Below are 18,423 nucleotides of genomic sequence, written 5' to 3'. Positions count from 1 at the left end.
GGCGGATGTGCCGGAGGGCATCATAACGCGAAACCCGGCAGGATGCGACCTTGTGGCGGCGCCCGGCGTCAGTCCGTCAGCGGGCGCTCCGGCCGGCGCAGGCCCGCCTCGCGGTGGCTGAGCTGCCACTTGTGCGACAGGTCGATCGCGTGCCCGATCTCGGACGGGCTCAGGCGCCGCGCGGCGATGGTCTTCCTGACGTTGGCGGTGGCGTCGCCGCCCTCGGCCGCGAGCAGCATCCACATGTAGCCGCGCACCGGGTCGCGCTCGACGCCGCGGCCGCTGTTGTACATGCCGCCCAGGTTGAACTGGGCCAGGGCGTGGCCCTGCTCGGCGGCCTGCCCGTACCAGTAGACGGCGCGCCGGTCGTCCTGGTCGACGCCCTGGCCGAGGGCGTACATCACGCCGAGGTTGTTCTGGGCGCTGGCGTCGCCCTGGTTGGCGGCGAGCTGGTACCAGTGGACCGCACGCGCCTCGTCGCGCTCCACGCCCTGGCCGTTGGCGTAGATGACGCCGAGGCTGAACTGGGCGTTCGCCGCCCCCTGCTCGGCGGCGCGCCGGTACCATTCGATCGCGCGCTCGGGGGCGCAGGCCGTGCCGCGCCCGTGGGCATACATGTTCGCCAGGTGGTACTGCGCCGCCACGTGGCCCGCGTTGGCCGCACGGGTGTACCACGCGAACGCGCAGGCGTCGTCGCGGTCGACCTGGAAACCCGCGCGGCCGTTGGCGTACAGGCCGCCGAGGATGAACTGGGCCTCGCGGTCGCCGTGGCCGGCCGCGCGCTGCAGCCAGGCCAGGGCCCGGCGTGGATCGGGCTGCACGCCCAGCCCTTCGGCGTAGGCCAGGCCGAGCTGGCGCTGGGCGCCGCGCTCGCCCGCCGCCGCGGCCTGGCGGAACCAGTACAGCGCCTGCTTGCCGCTGGCGTCCACGCCCTGGCCGCGCTTGTACATCAGGCCGAGGTTGAGCTGGGCCGCGCAATCGCCCTGCAGCGCGGCCTTGCGGAACCAGGCCATTGCCAGCGGATGGTTGATTGCCGCGCCGAGTCCGTGCAGGTAGCATTCGCCGAGCAGGTTCTGGGCGCTGGCCATGCCCTGCTCGGCCGCGCGGTAGTACCAGGACAGCGCGCGCTCGTGGTCCTGGGTCACGCCGCGCCCCTTGCGGTACATGTGGCCGAGGTTCTGCTGGGCCGAGGCGTCGCCCTGGTCGGCGGCCAGGCGGAACCAGCGCGCCGCCTCGGGATCGCAGGCCTCGACGCCGCGCCCGTGATAGTACATGGCGCCGAGATGGTTCTGGGCGAAGGCCAGGCCCTGCAGCGCGGCGCGGCGCAGCCAGCGGAACGCGGCGGCGTCGTCGCGTTCGACGCCCTCGCCCTTCTTGTAGAGCAGCGCCAGGTTGAACTGGGCGTAGGGATTGCCGCGCTCGGCGGCTTCGCGGAACCACGTGTAGGTCTGATGGCTCGCGCGTTGGAGCTGTTGGCGGTTCATGCTGGCCTCGTGGTCGACGTGTGTGCGCAGGGCGTGCCGGTGCACGCCAGGCAGCCTCATAAGTATTAACAAAATTTTAATGCCAGGGAGCGGCGGGAGTTTGACTCCGAACAATCGTGACCACCCGCGCGCCCACAAAAAAGCCCGCCGGGCGGGCGCGCGGCGGGCTGTTCGGGAAGGGCTTGGACGCTCATGCCGGAGCCGGCGGACGCGGCCCGAGCGCGTACACCAGCATCGCCAGCAGCGCCAGGCACCAGACGATCAGCGCGCCCGACGGCAGGTCGAGCAGCACCGACAGCACCAGTCCCGCGGCGTAGCCGCCGACGCCGATCAGGTAGGCGCAGGGCAGCTTGTGCGCCTCGCGATAGTGGCGCACGGCCAGGCTCGGCACGATCAGGCTGGCGAACACCAGGTAGACGCCGACCAGCTGCACCGAGGCCGTCACCGCCAGCGCGAACACCAGGTAGAAGCCGAGCCGCCCGAGGCGGTTGCGCAGCAGCGCCAGCAGCGCCAGGATCAGCACCGCGCCGATCGCGGGCATGCGCAGCTGCTCGTAGCTGACCCACAGGATCTGCCCGGCCAGCAGGTCCTGCAGGTGCTCGCCGCCGTGCGGGTTGTGGGCGACCAGCAGCAGGCCGGCGGTGGCGGCCAGCACGAACAGCACGCCGATCTGCGCTTCCTGCACGTCTGGCCAGCGCTTTTCGGTCCAGGTCAGCAGCAAGGCGCCCAGCACGGCGGCGCCGCCGGCGGCGGCCTGCATGCTCCAGCCATGCGGGTCCATGTCGAGCGCGCTGGCGATGATCACGCCGAGCGCGGCGATCTGGGCGATCGCGAGGTCGATGAAGACGATCCCGCGTTTGAGCACCTGGGCGCCGAGCGGGATGTGGGTGGTCAGTACCAGGAGGCCCGCCAGGAAGGCCGGCAGGACGATCAGGAAGTCGAGGTTCTCCACTTACTTCACCGCCCCCGTCAGGCGTTGCACGGTGGTGTCGAACAGCGCGAACAGGTCGCGGCTCTGGGCGTCCGCGCCCACCGTGTAGGGAATCACCACCGCCGGGATGCCGGCGCGCTGCGACAGCCACTGCGAGGCGCGCTCGTCCTGGTAGGCCGCGCGCAGCACCATCTTCGCCGGTTGCGTCTTCAGCTGCGCCAGCAGCTGGCCCAGCTGGGCCGCGCTCGGCTCCACGCCCGGTTTCGGTTCCAGGGTGCCGACCTGGCGCATGCCGAGCCAGGAGAGCAGGTACTCCATGTTGCGGTGGTGCTCGACCACGCTCACGCCGCGCAGCGGCGCCGCCTGCGCTTCCCACTTGCGCATCGCCGTGGCCCAGCGCGCGCTGAAGTCGTTCTGGCGCGCGGCGTAGAAGGCCGCGTTGCTTGGGTCGATCGTTGCCAGGCGCTTGGCCAGCTGGGCGCTGATCAGGGCGATGTTATGCGGGTTCAGGTGCACGTGCGGATTGCCGTAGGCGTGCACGTCGCCCTCGGCGCGGTCGAGGCGGCTCGGGATGTCCAGGCGCGGTACAAAAGTGCCGGCTTCGAAGAAGCCCGGCTGGCCGCGCGCGATCTTCGCGTTGCCGGATTGCTGGACCAAGAGCGGCAGCCAGCCCGCTTCCAGGTCCAGGCCGGTGCAGACCAGGAGGTCGGCGTTGCGGGTGCGGGCGATCAGGCCGGGGCGCGCCTCGACCCGGTGCGGGTCCTGCAGCGCATTGGTCGCGCTCGAGACATTCACCTTGTCGCCGCCCAGTTCCTGGGTCAGGGCCTGCCACTCGGGCTCGCAGGTGAGGACGTTGATGGCTGCCTGGGCCGGGACGATGGCGGCGAAGGCCAAGGCACAGCCAACGAAGATGGAACGATGGAGTTTCATGCGGTTCTCCTTAGAACGCGTGCGCCGCGTGGGCGCCCAGGCTCATGATGTACTGCAGGTAGAGCTGGTTGTCGCCGACGCCTGGACGCGCCTCGTCGCGCGCGAACTGCAGGCGCAGGCGCGAGAACTCGGACGGGCTGTAGTCGACCATTACGCTGGTGCGTTTCGGCGCGTAGCTGGCCAGCGCGGGGAAGGCGTCCGGACCGAGGGCGCCGCTCTCCACCAAGCCGATGTACGGCGTGCCCGAGGACAGGCGGTCATGGCGCAGGCCGGCGCGCCAGTTCGGCATGAATTGGTAGACGCCCTGCAGGTACCAGCCGGACTGGGTGCTGGCATACGCGTCGGCCAGTTCGCCCGAGGCCAGGGTGCCGCTCTCCTTGCGCCGCATGTATTCGCCCTGCAGCTTGAAGTTGCGCTGGGTCGGGTTGCCGTTCGGCGCCCACTTGTAGACGGCGTCCGCCACCCACATGGTCGAGCGGCCGGAGAAGGCGTTCACCACGCCCTCGTCCTCGAATGCGCGGTTGGCGGCGCGCGTGCGCATGTACGAGAGCCCGGCGCGCCAGCTCGAGGAGTCGCCGATGTCGTCGCCGACGTGGGCGAACACGTTCGTCGCGCCGACCCCGTTCTTGTTGCGATCGTTGCCTGGGAAGGCGTGGCCGTTGCCCAGTTCCAGGCCCAGTTCGAGGAAGGTGTTCAGCGGCGCCAGCCAGCGCGTCTGGACGCCGTCGGTTTTGTACTGGCCGCCGAAGAAGGCCTGGTAGGCCAGCGGCGCGTCGGCGAAGTCCCAGGTATGGCTGTGCAGGCCGTTCAGGTAGCCGACGCCGGACAGGAAGCGGCCCGCCTTGCCGTTGATGCCGCCGCCCAGTTCGCGCGTGCGGACATGGGCTTCCTCGACCTCGACCTCGTTCTCGCCGCTGAGCGCGAACGTGACCTGGCCGGCGAAGGTCGGGTCGATGTTGGCCGACATGGTCAGCTCGGATTCGCCGAGGTTGAAGCTGCGGCTGCCCGGGCCGACCTCGCCTTCGGGCGGCATGAAGCCGCCCAGGCGCCAGCTTTCGGGATCGCGTTGCAGGTTGTTCCAGGTGCCGCCCAGGACCAGGCCGATGCTGGGGTTGAAACTGCTGGGGTTAAAACTGTCGTTGCGTTGGGCGACGCCGCCGGCGCCCGAGGCCGTTGTTGGCGCGGCGGGCGCGGCGGGCGTGGTTGCGGCGAGTTGTGGGGCCGCGGCGGCTGGCGCAGGCGCCGCGCTTGCCGCCTGCTGCTGCGCCGCGGCAGCCGCATTCTGGGCCTCGGCCACCGCGGCCTGGGCATCCTGCAGGCGCTGCTCGAGCGCCTGCAGGCGCGCCTCATAGGATTCCTTCATCTGGCGGATCTGTTCGCGGATCGCGTCGAGCTCCTTGGCGTCGACGGGTGCGGCATGGGCGGACAGGGGCAAAGCAAAGGCGGCAGCAATCGCCGCCGACAGGACGGTATTCTTTAACATCGTGTTCTTCCGGTTCGAATGGAGATGGACGGACGGCGTCCGCCGAGGCGGACGATCCGGTGGGTACGGAAATCTCTAGACGAAGGAAGGCGGCGCGCGCGAATCGAAGGCGCAGACCGTGCGCGGCGCGGCCTCGCGCATGGCGTTCGATGCGGCCAGCTCGGTCCGCAGGTCGGACGCCACGAACTGGCGCAGGCTGCTGCCGACAGGCGTCGCCAGCTGGGCCAGGGCCAGGCACTGGTTGCAGGTCTGGTCCTGGGCCAGCGCCTTGGCCAGCTCGCGGTCTTCGCCGGCGGCGACCGGAGCATAGACCAGGCGACCGGTCCAGTGCGACATCGCATGTGCGAACGCCATCTGCTGGGAGGCCAGCAGGAGGAGCGAGAGCAGCACATGGACAATACAGCGGCGCATCATGGTGCCGGCATTGTAATGCGATCAGTTAACTTGAGTGGCTTTTTTCTCGGCCGCGTACTTGTCGAGCCAGCCCGGCACCTTGGCCGCGGCCAGGCGGTTCAGGCTGACCAGCAGGTCCGGCGCCACCTGGGGCAAGCCGTAGGACGAACCCAGGTGACGCCCGATATGGATCAGGACTTCGGCGGCGACCTCGGCGTCGGCCTCGGCGCGGTGGGCGGCGCTGCGGAAAGCGATGCCGAGCTGGCGCGAGAGCTGGCCCAGTTTGTAGCTGGCCATGCCGGGAAAGACGCGGCGCGAGAGCTTGAGCGAACACACCAGCGCGGCATGGCCGCAGGCGCGCTCCAGGCGCGCGCTTTCGGCCAGCAGGAACTTCTCGTCGAAGCTGGCATTGTGGGCCGACAGCGTGTCGGCGCCGATGAAGTCGAGCAGCTCGGGCACTACCCGGGACGCCGGCGGCGCCGTGTCGACCATTTCCTGGGTAATCCCGGTCAGCCCGGTGATGAAGGACGGGATGCGCACGCCGCAGTTGACCAGCGAGACGTAGCGCTCGGTGATGCGCCCGCCCTCGATGCGCAGGGCCGCGACCTCGGTGATGCGGTCGCCCATGGCCGGCGACAGGCCGGTGGTCTCGAAGTCGAGCATCACGATGGGGCGTTCGAAGATGTGCATGGTCCGTCCTTGTCCGTTCTCGTTCTTTTAACCGAATTTGCGCAGCGCGTCGAGCGCCAGTCCCGCGCCGATGCTGCCGAACAGGTCGCCCTCGACCTTGCGCGCGCCCGGCACCAGCGCGCCGATGCGCGAACGCAGCAGGCCGACGCCGCTCGAACCGCCGGTGAAGAACACGGTGTCGACCGCCTCCGGCGCCACGCCCGCGTCGTCCAGCAAACGCAGCACGGTGGCGTCGATATTATCGAGCAGGCCACCGATCGCGGCCTCGAACTGCGCGCGCTCCACGCGCAGGTTCTCGGGCGGGGCCAGGCGGTCCAGCCCGAGCATCACTGTCTCGGCGTCGGACAGGCCGATCTTGGCGCCCTCGACCTGCATCGCCAGCCAGTGGCCGGCGCGCTCGTCGATCAGGTGCTGCAGGCGCTGGAGCTTCGCCGGCTCGCGCGCGTCGCGCACCAGGTCGGCCAGCTGGGCGATGCTCTTCCTGGAATACGCCTGGTTGATCGTGTGCCAGGTCGCCAGGTTGAAGTAATAGCTCGACGGGATGTCGGCGCCCGAGCGCAGCACGCTGCCGTAGCCGAGCAGCGGCATCACGGTCGCGAGGCTCAGGTACTTGTCGAAGTCGGTGCCGCCGATGTGCACGCCGCCGGTCGCCAGGATGTCGTCGCGACGCTCGACGCGGCCGGCGCGGTCCGGTCCCAGGCGCACCAGCGAGAAGTCCGAGGTGCCGCCGCCGATGTCGGCGATCAGGACCAGTTCCTCGCGGTCGATCTGCGACTCGTAGTCGAAGGCGGCGGCGATCGGCTCGTACTGGAAGGCGATCTCCTTGAAACCCACGCTTTTCGCCACCTCGGCCAGGGTGTCCTCGGCCAGCTGGTCGGCGGCGCGGTTGTCGTCGATGAAGAACACCGGGCGGCCGAACACGGCGCTGTCGAAGGCGCGTCCGGCCTGCTGCTCGGCGCGGCGCTTGACCTCGCCGATGAACTGGGCCAGCAGCAGGCGGAACGGCAAGGCGCGCCCCGCCACCTCGGTCTGGCCGTCCATCAGGCTGGTGCCGAGCAGGCTCTTGAGCGAGCGCATCAGGCGGCCTTCATAGCCCGAAAGATAATCCGCCAGGGCCGCGCGGCCGTAGCGCACTTCCTCGTCGTCGGCGTTGAAGAAGACCACCGAGGGCAAGGTCGGCTTGCCGTCCTCGAGGGCGAGCAGCGTGCGCTGCGCGGCTGTGTGCTGGGGTTCCGTGCCGACCCAGCCCACCGTGGAATTCGAGGTGCCGAAGTCGACGCCGCATGCGTTCGTCATGTCTGTCTTTCTTTGGAAGGGGCGGTATTCTATCAGACCTGTGCCGGAAGCGGGCAGGACCGGCGACCCGGGAGCGCAAGCGTTGCACCGCAGACACGCGCAAGCCCTGCGCCGTCACCGGCGCCGTCCTGCCTATAATCGAGGCAACCGGAGGACCCATACGATGAGCGCCGCATCCGTCTGCCGCTTTCCCTGTCCGGCCGTCCGCCGCGGCAGGCCGGTCCGCGCCTGCGCCAGGACATGACGGCCATGGCCCGCCACTGGACGCTCAAGCGCAACTGCTCGCTGACACCGCGCCAGTCGCTGGCCGTCTACGCCCTGCTCTGCGGCGCCTCCTTCGTCATCGCCTTCGTCTTCCTGCTGCAGGGCTTCTGGATGGTGTTCGCCTTCGCCCTGCTCGAAATGACGGCCGTCGGCCTGGCCCTGCTGCATTACGCGCGCCATGCGCTCGACGTGGAAACCATCGCCCTGACCGACCATTGCCTCCTGATCGAACGCATCGATGCCGGCCGGCGCGAGGTGATCCGGCTCGACCCCACCTGGCTGCGCGTGCTGCCGCCCGAACCGCGCACGCGCAAGCTGATCCATCTCGAATCGCACGGCGCGCAAGTGACGATCGGCGCCTATGTGTCGGAAGCGACCCGTCTGCAGGTGGCCCGGGAGCTGAAGCTGGCCATGCGCGCCGGCTCCGGCCGGCACCATGGCGGAAAGTTGTCTTCCATGTAAGTTTCTTCTTACATCGGCACGGCTGTGCAACCGATAGGGATTTTCTATCCCGTTTTGCATAATCCTCAATTAGATATGCCATGCGTCACGAGCGCAGAGGCGAGAATAAACAGAGGGGGAAGATGCAGAAGAATCACAAGCCGCAAGGATTTGCCATCGTCACGCACGGTGGCGCCGGCGAACCGCTGGAATTCGCCGACGGCTGCGCTAACGCGGCCCGCAGCGGTCGCGCCAGGTTTCTCGAGACCGGCGACCCGCTCGACGCGGCGGTCGCCGCCGTCCTGGTATTCGAAGAAGACGAGCGCTTCAATGCCGGCACCGGCTCGGTCCTCTGCCTGGACGGCGCCACCATCGAAATGGATGCCTCGATCATGGACACGCGCGGCCGCCTGGGCGCCATCGCCGGCGTGCGCGACGTGCGCAACCCGATCCTGCTGGCGCGCGCCGTGGCCGACACGCCGCACGTGCTGCTGGTGGGCGAAGGCGCCGACCGCCTGGCGCGCGCCCTCGGCCTCGAAGCCGCCAGGCCGGTCAGCGACAAGCAGCGCGAGAAACACGCGAAGCTGCTCAAGGAACTGGCCGGCTCGGTGCCGCTCATGCCAGGCATCGACAACCGCATGTTCGATCGCTTCTGGAATTACAAGACCCCGCTGCAACTGCCGAAGAGCGCCGCCCACGACACCGTCGGCGCCGTGGTGCGCAGCCCGGACGGCCACTTCGCCGTCGCCGGCTCGACCGGCGGCTCGGCCCCTTCCCTGCTGGGCCGCGTGGGCGACACCGCGATCGTCGGCAGCGGCTTCTATGCCGGCCCGCTGGGCGCGGTCGCCGCGACCGGCGTCGGCGAACACATCGTGCGCCATATGCTGGCGCGCACCGTCTACGGCTACATCGAAGAAGGGATGCCGCTGCAGCAGGCGCTGCAGCGCGGCATCGGCCTGATCGACAGGGGCGCCGACACCGGCCTGATCGCTGTTACCAAAACCGAAGCTGCTTCCTGCAGCAACACCCATATGCCAACCGGGAAAATTGTCCAATAACATGAAAACGGAACCGCACCAGACCGCATCGCACGGCCACCTCGTCATCATCGGCGGCCACGAGGACCGCAAGCACGACAAGGAAATCCTGACCCGTTTCGTCGAACTGTCGGGCGGAGAAAACGCCCGCATCGTCGTCATCACCGCCGCCAGCAAGATCGCCGACGAGATGTGGGACGTCTACGACCGCGCCTTCGGCGAACTCGGCGTGCGGCAGTGCGCCCACCTGTCGCTGGCATCGCGCCAGGACGCGAACGACGAAGAGAAAGTCCGCATGGTGGCCGAGGCCGACGGCATCTTCATGACCGGCGGCGACCAGAAGCGCCTGCTCGCCATCATCGGCGGCACCACGCTCGACGCCGAGATGCACACCGCGCTCAAGGTGCGCGGCGCCTGCATCGGCGGCACCAGCGCCGGCGCCTCGGCCATGTCTGGCCACATGCTGGCCCAGGGCAAGACCGACCTGCTGCCGGAAAAAGGCGCGGTCAGCCTTGGCGCCGGCCTAGGCTTCGTGCACAAGGTCGTGATCGACCAGCACTTCTCGGAACGCCAGCGCCTGGCGCGCCTGCTGTCGGTGGTGGCGCAGAACCCCTACCTGATGGGCATCGGCATCGACGAGGACACCGCCCTGGTGGTCGAGCGCGGGCGCGGCATCGAGGTGCTGGGCGAAGGCTCGGTCACGGTGGTCGACGGCCGCACCATGAACACCAACATGGCCGACATCCGCGAACACGCAACGCCGGAACTGATCGACGTGCGCCTGCACCTGCTGCCCGCCGGCAGCCGCTACTACCTGCCCGAGGATGGCGACACGGACGCGAAGCCGATGCCGCGCTCGCTGCAAGATTTTTTGGAAAATGTGACGAAACGGAACCCGATCTCATGAGAATCATCGAAAAACGCTTCCTGCGCGGCCCCAACCTGTACAGCGCAGCCCCGTGCCTGATGGCCGTCGTCGACAGCGCCGGCGCCGAAGCCGCGCCCGGCCTGGTCGCGCGCCTGGTCGCCCTGCTGCCCGACCTGTCGCCCGAGGCCTCGGCGCGCCTGGCCGCCCTGAACTCCCCGGCGGATGCGGTCGAAGCGGTCGTCATGGAACTGCAGCGCCTGGCCGGCGCCCCGGCCGCCTTCAGCCAGACCCTGGAAGTGCCGCGCAAGCCCGGCGCACGCCGCGCCGTCTGCGGCTACCGCACCGAACAGGTTGCGGGCCAGGCCCTTGACGTGGCGCTGGACATGATCGCCGCCCTGCAGCGCGGCGAGGACTTCGACGTCGCCGCCGCCGTCAGGGAACTGCACGAGACCGCCGAAGACTATGCGATCGGCACCAGCACCGGCGCCGTGGTGTCGGCCGCCGAGCGCCGCGGCATTCCCTCGCTGCGCATCACCGACGAGGCCAACCTGTTCCAGCTGGGCTGGGGCAGCCGCCAGAAGCGCCTGCAGGCGACCATCACCGGCGCCACCAATTCGATCGCGGTCGGCATCGCCAGCGACAAGCAGCTGACCAAGACCCTGCTCGAGCAGGCCGGCTGCCCGGTCCCGGCCGGCGCCACCGTCACCCGACTGGACGAAGCCCAGCGCGTGGCGCGCCGCCTGTCCGGCCCGGCCACGATCAAGCCGCTCGACGCCAACCAGGGCAAGGGCGTTACCACCGTCTGCGCCACGCCCGAGGAGGTCGAGCGCGCCTTCGCGCATGCGCGCAAGTACAGCCGCCACGTGATCGTCGAGGAATACCTGGCAGGACGCGACTACCGCGTGCTGGTCACCGGCGATCGTATCGCCGCCGCTTCCTGGCGCCGCCCGCCCGGCGTGACGGGCGATGGCCACTCCACCGTGCGCGAGCTGGTCGAGATCGAGAACCGCAACCCGGCGCGCGGCGAAGGCCACACCAACATCCTGACCAAGATCCCGATGGACGACCTGGCCGCCGCCATCCTGGCGAAACAGGGCTACGACTTCGATTCGGTGCTGCCGAGCGGCGTCAGCGTCGACCTGCGCGGCAACGCCAACCTGTCCACCGGCGGCACCGCCGAGGACGTGACCGATCTGCTGCCGGAGGAAACCCGCGACATCTGCATCCGCGCCGCGCGCACCATCGGCCTGGACGTGGCCGGCATCGACATCATCTGCCAGGACATCGCGCAGCCGCTGCGCGAGCAGAACGGCGGCATCATCGAGGTGAACGCCGCCCCCGGCATCCGCATGCACCAGTACCCGAGCCGCGGCACCCCGCGCGACGCCGGCGCGGCGATCGTCGAGGCCCTGTTCGGCCAGGACGACGGCCGCATCCCTGTCGTCGCGGTGACCGGCACCAACGGCAAGACCACGACCTCGCTCTTGATCGCGCACGCCGCCCGCCTGACCGGCCAGCGCACCGGCGTGACCACCACCGAAGGCGTCTACATCGACGGCCAGCGCATCATGGCAGGCGACTGCACCGGCTACCGCTCGGCGCGCGCGGTCCTGACTTCGCCGCAAGTCGACTTCGCGGTGCTGGAAACGGCGCGCGGCGGCATCCTCAAGCGCGGCCTGGCGTATGACCGCTGCGACGTCTCGGTGGTGCTGAACGTCTCGAGCGACCACCTGGGCCTGGACGGCGTCGACACCATCGAGGACCTGGCCAGGGTCAAGGCCGTGGTCGCCCAGCGCGCCTCGCGCGCGGTGGTGCTCAACGCCGAGGACGACTACTGCGTGGCGATGGCCAAGGACCTGCAGGCCCACGTCGAGGTGCTGTACTTTGCGCTCGACGCGGACAACCCGGTCCTGCTGCGCCACCTCGAATCGGGCGGACGCGGCGTCTACCTGGAGGACAATACCGTGGTGCTGGCCACCGGCGCGCGCCACGAAGCCCTGCTCGACGTGCGCGAGATGCCGGTGTCGCTCGGCGGCTGCGCGCGCTACAACATCGCCAACGCCCTGGCCGCGACGGCGGCCCTGGCCGCCACCGGCTTCGGCAATGCCGAGATCGCGGCCGGCCTGCGCGGCTTCGTCTCCGACAGCAAGCACAATCCGCTGCGCTCGAACGTGTTCGACGTCGACGGCGTGACCGTGATCGTCGACTACGCCCATAACTGCGCGGCCTACGCGGCCCTGGCCGAGACCGCGCGTGCGATGACGCCGGGCCGCGTGGTAGGCGTGGTCGCCGCGCCGGGAGACCGGCGCGACGCCGACCTGGTCGACACCGGCCGCACCTGCGCCGCCGGCTTCGACGAGCTGGTGGTGTACGAGACCGAGAACCGCGGCCGCAAGGCGGGCGAGGTCGCCGCCCTGCTGGTCCAGGGCGCGCGCCTGGGGCGCATCGCCGCCGACCGCCTGCAGTGCGAACTCGACGTGCACCAGGCCATCCGCGCCGGACTGGCCCAGTGCCAGCAGGGCGACGTACTGGTGTTCGGCTGCGGCTCGTCGATTTCCGAGCTGACCGAGGCACTGCGGCCGACCCGGCCGGAGCTTGCGCAGCGGATCGCGGCGGAAGCGGTTTGATTTGATGTGTTGTGAGTGGGAGCGGCCCTGCGGGGCCGCTTTTTTGTTTCGGGCTCGCGGTCGAGGCGCCAGGTTTCATGCCGTCAGACCGCGTGGGTACAAGTACCCACCCTACGCAAGCGCAGGCTCGCGGCCGGGGCGCCGCGTTGCCGGCCGTGAAGCAGCGTGGACACGGGTGTCCACCCTACGGTGCGACGCCTTTGTAGGGTGGGTACTTGTACCCACGCGGTCGTACTCGTGAACACCCCAGCGTGTCCGGCCACGCCGCCCAAAGAAAAAGGCCCCGATCACCGGGCCATTCTTCATCAACCTACCGAAACCATCACGCCGCCTGCGCCTCGATCCGGTCCGCACTCTCCGGATCGTCCACCCGCAGCGCATCGATGAACACCTGCAGCGACGACCCGCAGGCGAACACCAGCACGTCCCCCGGGCTGCACAGCGACAGGCCGAGACGGATCGCCTTGTCGACCTCGATCTCGCGGTGCAGGGTGTCCGAGGGCCCGACCACGTTTTCGGCGCCTTCCAGGATCAGGTCGACCGCACCGCCCACCGGCCGGCCGCGGCTCTGCGACTCGTAGACCACCAGCTCGTCGAAGCGCTCGCCGCAGATTTCGCCGATCTGGACCAGGTCGCTGTCGCGGCGGTCGCCCGGCGCGGTGACGATCCCGACCAGTTGCCCCGGCAGCAGGGCGCGCGCCATCTCGGCCAGCGCGGCGTAGGCGGCCGCGTTGTGGGCGTAGTCGACGATCACCGTCACCCCGCGCACGTCGAACACGTTGGTGCGCAGCGGGTTGGTCTTGCTGTCCGAAACAAAGGTCGAGAGGCCGGCGGCGATCTGCATGTGCGAGAAGCCGGAAGCCATCAGCGCCGCCGCGGCGGCCAGCGCGTTGGCGATGTTGTAGCGCGCCCGGCCACCGTAGGTGGAGGGCATGGATTCCACGCGCATCAGTTCCTGCTGGCGCATGCCGTCGGCCAGGACGATGGCATTGTCCTGGAAGTAGGCGCCGCGTCCGCCGTCCTCCAGGTGCTTGAGCAGCACCGGGTTCTCCGCTTCCATTGAGAAGAACAGCACTTCCGCGCCCGGCCGGGCGCGCCGCACCATGGACACGCACAGCGCATCCTCGGCGTTGAGCACCACCGCGCGTGCGGCGGACGACGCCACCACCGCCTTGACCTGGGCCAGGTCCTCGATGGTGTCGATGCCGTCCAGGCCCAGGTGGTCCGGCGAGACGTTCAGCACCACGCCGACGTCGCACTGGTCGAAGGCCAGGCCGCGCTTAAGGATGCCGCCGCGCGCCGTCTCCAGCACGGCGAAGTCGACGTCCGGCGCCGACAGCACGGTGCGCGCCGACCAGTAGCCGGTGCAGTCGCCCTTCACCAGGCGCTTGCCGTTGACGAACACGCCCTCGGTGGTGGTCACGCCGGTGCCCAGGCCGGCCACCCGCGCCGCATGCGCGATCATCAGGGTGGTGGTGGTCTTGCCGTTGGTGCCGGTGACCGCCACCAGCGGGATGCGGCCGTTCGATTCGCCCATCAGGCCGTCGATGATGGCGACGCCGGCATCGCGCGCCTCGCCCTTGCTCGGGTGCTGGTGCATGCGGATGCCGGGCGCGGCGTTGACTTCGATGACGGCGCCGCCCTGCTCGTCCAGCGGCAGCGCGATGTCGCGGCAGACGATGTCGATGCCGGCCACGTCCAGGCCGATCTTGCTGGCCGCGCGCACGCACAGCTGGCGGGTCGATTCAGGCAGCAGGTCGGTCACGTCCTCGGCGGTGCCGCCGGTCGACAGGTTGGCGTTGCTGCGCAGTTCGACGCAGACGCCCGGGCCCGGCACCGCGTCCGGCGCATAGCCCTGGCGGCGCAGCATGTCCTCGGCATGGGCATCGAGCGCGATCCGGGTCAGCACGTTGCTGTGGCCGTTGCCGCGCGCGGGATTGCGGTTCTCGATCTCGACCAGCTCGGTGATGGTACTGACGCCATCGCCGACCACGTACGCCGGGCGGCGGAACGAGGCCGCCGCGATGCGCCCGCCCGCCACCAGCACGCGGTAGTCGCGTCCTTCGACGAAACGCTCGACGATGATGCGGCGGCCGTAGTTGCGCGCGAACTCGTAGGCGCGCGCCACTTCCTCGGGCGTGGCGCAGTTGGTGGTCACGCCCTTGCCCTGGTTGCCGTCCAGCGGCTTGACCGTGACCGGTACGCGCAGGCGGCGCGCGACGCGCTGGGCTTCCTCGACCGAGGTCACGGTCGCGCCTTCCGGCACCGGCACGCCCGCCTCCTGCAGCAGGGCCTTGGTCAACTGCTTGTCGCTGGCGATCTTCACCGCGACGTAGCTGGTGTCGCCGGTGGTGGTCGCCTGCAGGCGTTTCTGGCGCGCGCCCCAGCCGAGCTGGAACAGGTTGGCGTCCTCGGTGATGCGCTGGGTCGGAATGCCGCGTTCGTGGGCCGCGGCAAGCACGGCGGCGGTGCTGGTGCCGATCGCATAGCGGGTGCCGAGCGCGCGCAGCTCCTCCAGGCGCGGCGCGATGTCGAACTCCTCGCCATGGGCCAGTGCGGTGACCAGGTCGACCGCGAGCTGGAAGGCCGGCTCGGCCAGCTTCTCGATCTGGTACTGGACCACGATGCGGAACTGGCCCGGACGCCCGTTGGCCGGCCGGGTGCGGCCGTAGCCGACCGTCGGCCCGGCCAGCGACTGCAGGGTCAGCGTCACGTGCTCGACCACGCGCGCCAGGTAGGTGCCGGCGCGCAGGCGCTGGGCAAAGCCGCCGGGCTGGCCGGTCGGCAGCAACTGGCCGTGCAGCGAGGGCAGCAGGTTCAGGAGCGCGTCGTTGAAGCCCGGGATGTCCTTCGAGGAGACGCCGTACAGGTCCTCCAGGTCGATGACGGAAAGCAGGCAGGGGGTGTCGGCGTGGAGGTTGGGTCCACGCAGGAAGCGTTGTTCGAGGATATGCACGAGTATGTCCCTATCGTTTCTTATACTGTTGTTTCTTATACTGCTGTTCTTATACTGTTGTGTTGCGGTCATGCGAAACCAGCCGCTGCGCTCCATCGGGCACAGCGGCTGGCGAAAAAGCGGTTGCGGTGCCCCTCAGATCTCGAGCAGCTTGGTGTACATGCGGGTCGCCATCAGGCCTGCCGCGCCGTGGTGGTGGGCCGGCGACATCAGCTCTCCCAGCAGCTGCATCGCTTCCTGCTTGCCGGCGGCGCCCGCGACGCGCTGCTCGAGCAGGCCGAGCTCGTTGTCGCCTTCGCTGTCTTGCTCGGTGGCGCGGGCGGCGCGGCGGCGGATCAGGCCGCGCTCGGGATAGCTGCTGCTGCGGTCGAGGTGCTGGCCGAGGTTGTCCAGCGTGCGCTGGCGCGCGCGGTGGGTCAGCATGCGGCCTTCCTTCGCCGTGCCGTTGCCGCTCGGGCTGGTCACGATCCAGTCGCGCAGCACCTGCTGCTCGTAGGCGCTGAACACGCCGAACATTTCGGCGCGCTCGCCGTGGATCAGGCGCCAGAAGCGGCTATTCTCGACGTCCTCGCCGCGCTTGATCCAGCCCGCGCTCTCCAGCGCCGACAGGAAGCCCGGAATCTGTTCGGGCTGGCCCAGCCAGTCGTTGACCGAGCGGCCGGCGACGCGGCAGTAATCCGAGTGCATGTTCTTGCCGACCACGCTCTTCTGGGCCAGGATCTCGACCAGTTCGTCCTGCAGGTCGAACTCGGCGATCACCGCGTTGGTGCCGGCGCCGAGCTCGTTCAGGCGGTAGCCGTCGATCACGCGGCGGTAGAAGGCGGCGCGGTCGCCCACGCGCGGCATCAGGTCGTTCAAGGCCTGTACCGCCTTCTGGGCGTGGCCGCTGGCGGCATTGTCGACCGTCACGTGCAACGTGAAGTAGTAGGGGTCGATGCCGAACTCGTTCAGCTCGTACGAAGTGATCAGCAAGTGCAGCGGCAGCTGCTCGTAGCCCAGGTTGTAGCCGATGACTTCGGGCAGGAAGCGGTCGGCGTTGTGGCCGAGCGCGAGCTGGATCGCGCCCTGCACGAAATGGCGCTCGCCCAGGTGTTCCCAGCCTTCGCAGCCGTGGGTCGCGAGCAGCTTGCGGTAGATGGTGACGTGGTTCTTGTCCGGCACACCTTCGCCGAGCTCCTCGAGATAGGTCTTGATGAGCGGGTGGAAGTCCGGGTTGTCCCAGTGGCGCAGCAGGCCGTAGAGCCAGGCGCCGTCGACCAGCTTGGTCGGCGCGACCGTTTTCAGGAAGTTCAGCGCATGCGACCGGTTGCTGAAATAGCGGCGCGCGGCGCCGGCCTTGCGCGCGTCGAGGTATTCGCGGTACTCGGCGCCGACCGCGTCGGTGCGGGCCTGGACCCAGCCAGGCAGCTGGGCCAGGGTCGGCGGCAGGTCGGCCGGAATCGCCTGCACGCTGGCGATCTGGGCGCGCAGGAAATCCTCGGCGGCGCGACTGTTGCCGAGCGGGTCGGCCAGCAGCGCGAAATACAGGTCCTTGGCAGGCGTGGCTGTCCGGGCGGGAGCGTGCGCAGCCTGGGCAATTTCAGGAACATCGGTAACGATGGAGGTCGTCATGGAAAACAGGTCCAATCTTGTTGAATAATTACCATAATTATCCAGACTGAACTTGGCGCCGAGAATCGGCACGAGTGCTCCAAGGGTGTAAGACAGGGATTACAAAAGTATCGAAATGTTAATGAAATGCACGAAATTTGTGCAGCCGATGCGCGCGATTGCGCTCAATCCCCAAGGCAGATGCCCAGTTCGCGTGCAGTGGCGACCGTATCGCCATCGACCGGCACCTGCTTGGTGCGCCCGGCAACGTCCGACAAGGGCACCAGCTCGATCGTGTTCCAGCCCAGCGCGACCATGACGCCGGCATGGCCGCCGGCCAGCGCGCGCACCGCCGCCGCGCCGAAGCGCGAGGCGCAGACCCGGTCGAAGGCCGATGGGCTGCCGCCGCGCAGCAGGTGGCCGAGCACGACGGTCCGGCACTCCTTGCCGGTCGCTTCCGCCAGCGCGGCCTCGATCTCGGCGCCAATGCCGCCCAGGCGCTCGGCGCGGCCCACTTCCGCCGCGCTCTTGACCCGGCGCGCGCCGGCCGCGGGCGCCGCGCCTTCGGCGACCACGACGACCGCGTGATGGTGGCCGGCGGCGGCGCGCCGGCGCACGGCGTCGGCCACGGCCTCGACCCGGTACGGGATCTCCGGCACCAGGATCGCATGGGCGCCGCCGGCGATGCCCGCGTGCAGCGCGATCCAGCCGGCGTAGCGCCCCATGACCTCGACCACCATCACCCGGTGTTGGCTGTAGGCGGTGGTGTGCAGGCGGTCGATGCATTCGGTGGCGAAACCGACGGCGCTATCGAAGCCGAAGGTGGAAAAGGTGTGGGCCAGGTCGTTGTCGATGGTCTTCGGCACCCCGACCACCTTCAGGCCCTTCCGGTGCAGCGCCTCGGCGATGCCCATCGAGCCGTCGCCGCCGACCACGACCAGGGCGTCCAGGCCGCGCTCGCGGCAGCGCTGCACGACTTCCTGCGTGCGGTCGGTCTCGCGCAGGCTGCCATCGGGCTGGGACGTCGGATAGCGCAAGGGACTGCCGCGGTTGGTGCTGCCGAGGATGGTGCCGCCGAGGTGGCCGATCGCATGCACGTCTTCCTCGCTGAGTCGCCGCACCGGTTCGCCGGCGCAGGTTTCCGGCGCCAGCAGGCCGTTGAAGCCGTCGCGGATGCCATGGCATTCCCAGCCGAGCCGGCCAGCAGCCAGCACCACCGAACGGATCACGGCGTTCAGGCCGGGTGCATCGCCGCCGCCGGTCAGAATGCCGATGCGGGCGATGCGGCACGCGGCTGCGGTTGCGGGCGTTGTCGCTGGATGTGCAGTCACCTGTTCTTCCTCCATGTTCCGATTGCGCCTGGCGCCACGATAGCACGGCCCGCCAGCGCACGACCGTCCGCGCGCCGGCACGACATGGCTGTTGCGGCACCA

General features: G+C 69.4%; 14 protein-coding genes. 4 read left to right on the top strand and 10 right to left on the bottom strand.

Translation table 11 applies throughout. The features are described from left to right. Positions 1–68 precede the first annotated feature (68 nt). The 7 genes from ACFOPH_RS05400 to ACFOPH_RS05370 form a co-directional block, all read right to left on the bottom strand. Positions 69–1,484, bottom strand: a complete 1,416-nt coding sequence (locus tag ACFOPH_RS05400) for a tetratricopeptide repeat protein (RefSeq protein ID WP_312550784.1) — start codon at positions 1,482–1,484, stop codon at positions 69–71. A gap of 190 nt (positions 1,485–1,674) precedes the next feature. After that, positions 1,675–2,436: a metal ABC transporter permease gene (locus ACFOPH_RS05395; RefSeq protein WP_312550783.1), complete on the bottom strand. Its 762-nt coding sequence runs from the start codon at positions 2,434–2,436 to the stop codon at positions 1,675–1,677. Continuing rightward, positions 2,437–3,345 carry a metal ABC transporter substrate-binding protein gene (locus ACFOPH_RS05390; protein WP_379734014.1) on the bottom strand — a complete coding sequence of 303 codons (909 nt, stop codon included), beginning with the start codon at positions 3,343–3,345 and terminating at the stop codon, positions 2,437–2,439. 10 nt (positions 3,346–3,355) lie between these two features. Beyond that, on the bottom strand, positions 3,356–4,828 hold the full coding sequence (locus ACFOPH_RS05385) for a hypothetical protein (protein ID WP_379734012.1): 1,473 nt from the start codon (positions 4,826–4,828) through the stop codon (positions 3,356–3,358). Positions 4,829–4,903: 75 nt separating this feature from the next. Continuing rightward, positions 4,904–5,242, bottom strand: coding sequence for a hypothetical protein (locus ACFOPH_RS05380; protein ID WP_312552670.1), 339 nt, complete (start codon positions 5,240–5,242; stop codon positions 4,904–4,906). A gap of 21 nt (positions 5,243–5,263) precedes the next feature. Next, complete coding sequence (locus ACFOPH_RS05375; RefSeq protein WP_312552672.1) at positions 5,264–5,911, bottom strand: 3'-5' exonuclease; 648 nt, start codon at positions 5,909–5,911, stop codon at positions 5,264–5,266. 27 nt (positions 5,912–5,938) lie between these two features. Next, positions 5,939–7,207: an Hsp70 family protein gene (locus ACFOPH_RS05370; protein WP_312552674.1), complete on the bottom strand. Its 1,269-nt coding sequence runs from the start codon at positions 7,205–7,207 to the stop codon at positions 5,939–5,941. A 249-nt stretch (positions 7,208–7,456) separates the two neighbouring features. Here ACFOPH_RS05370 and ACFOPH_RS05365 point away from each other — a divergent pair, with 249 nt between their 5' ends. From ACFOPH_RS05365 to cphA (ACFOPH_RS05350), 4 genes are all read left to right on the top strand, one after another. After that, positions 7,457–7,933, top strand: coding sequence for a DUF2244 domain-containing protein (locus ACFOPH_RS05365; RefSeq protein WP_312552676.1), 477 nt, complete (start codon positions 7,457–7,459; stop codon positions 7,931–7,933). A 122-nt stretch (positions 7,934–8,055) separates the two neighbouring features. After that, positions 8,056–8,970 (top strand): isoaspartyl peptidase/L-asparaginase, encoded by a 915-nt coding sequence (locus ACFOPH_RS05360; RefSeq protein WP_379734009.1) that lies wholly within the window; start codon positions 8,056–8,058, stop codon positions 8,968–8,970. Position 8,971: 1 nt separating this feature from the next. Continuing rightward, complete coding sequence (locus tag ACFOPH_RS05355; RefSeq protein ID WP_379734007.1) at positions 8,972–9,856, top strand: cyanophycinase; 885 nt, start codon at positions 8,972–8,974, stop codon at positions 9,854–9,856. Then, positions 9,853–12,444 carry a cyanophycin synthetase gene (gene cphA, locus ACFOPH_RS05350; RefSeq protein WP_379734005.1) on the top strand — a complete coding sequence of 864 codons (2,592 nt, stop codon included), beginning with the start codon at positions 9,853–9,855 and terminating at the stop codon, positions 12,442–12,444. Before ACFOPH_RS05355 ends, cphA (ACFOPH_RS05350) begins: the two co-directional genes overlap by 4 nt. Before the next feature lie 322 nt (positions 12,445–12,766). Here the strand turns inward: cphA (ACFOPH_RS05350) and cphA (ACFOPH_RS05345) are convergent, their stop codons facing one another. The 3 genes from cphA (ACFOPH_RS05345) to ACFOPH_RS05335 form a co-directional block, all read right to left on the bottom strand. Next, positions 12,767–15,400 carry a cyanophycin synthetase gene (gene cphA / locus ACFOPH_RS05345; RefSeq protein ID WP_312553438.1) on the bottom strand — a complete coding sequence of 878 codons (2,634 nt, stop codon included), beginning with the start codon at positions 15,398–15,400 and terminating at the stop codon, positions 12,767–12,769. Positions 15,401–15,535: 135 nt separating this feature from the next. Beyond that, positions 15,536–17,011, bottom strand: a complete 1,476-nt coding sequence (locus tag ACFOPH_RS05340; protein WP_379734003.1) for an iron-containing redox enzyme family protein — start codon at positions 17,009–17,011, stop codon at positions 15,536–15,538. A gap of 164 nt (positions 17,012–17,175) precedes the next feature. Beyond that, on the bottom strand, positions 17,176–18,321 hold the full coding sequence (locus tag ACFOPH_RS05335; protein WP_379734001.1) for a 6-phosphofructokinase: 1,146 nt from the start codon (positions 18,319–18,321) through the stop codon (positions 17,176–17,178). Positions 18,322–18,423: the final 102 nt, after the last annotated feature.

The organism is Massilia haematophila (assembly GCF_042647645.1).
Classification (GTDB): domain Bacteria; phylum Pseudomonadota; class Gammaproteobacteria; order Burkholderiales; family Burkholderiaceae_D; genus Telluria; species Telluria haematophila.
This window is presented reverse-complemented; position numbering and strand designations above follow the sequence as displayed.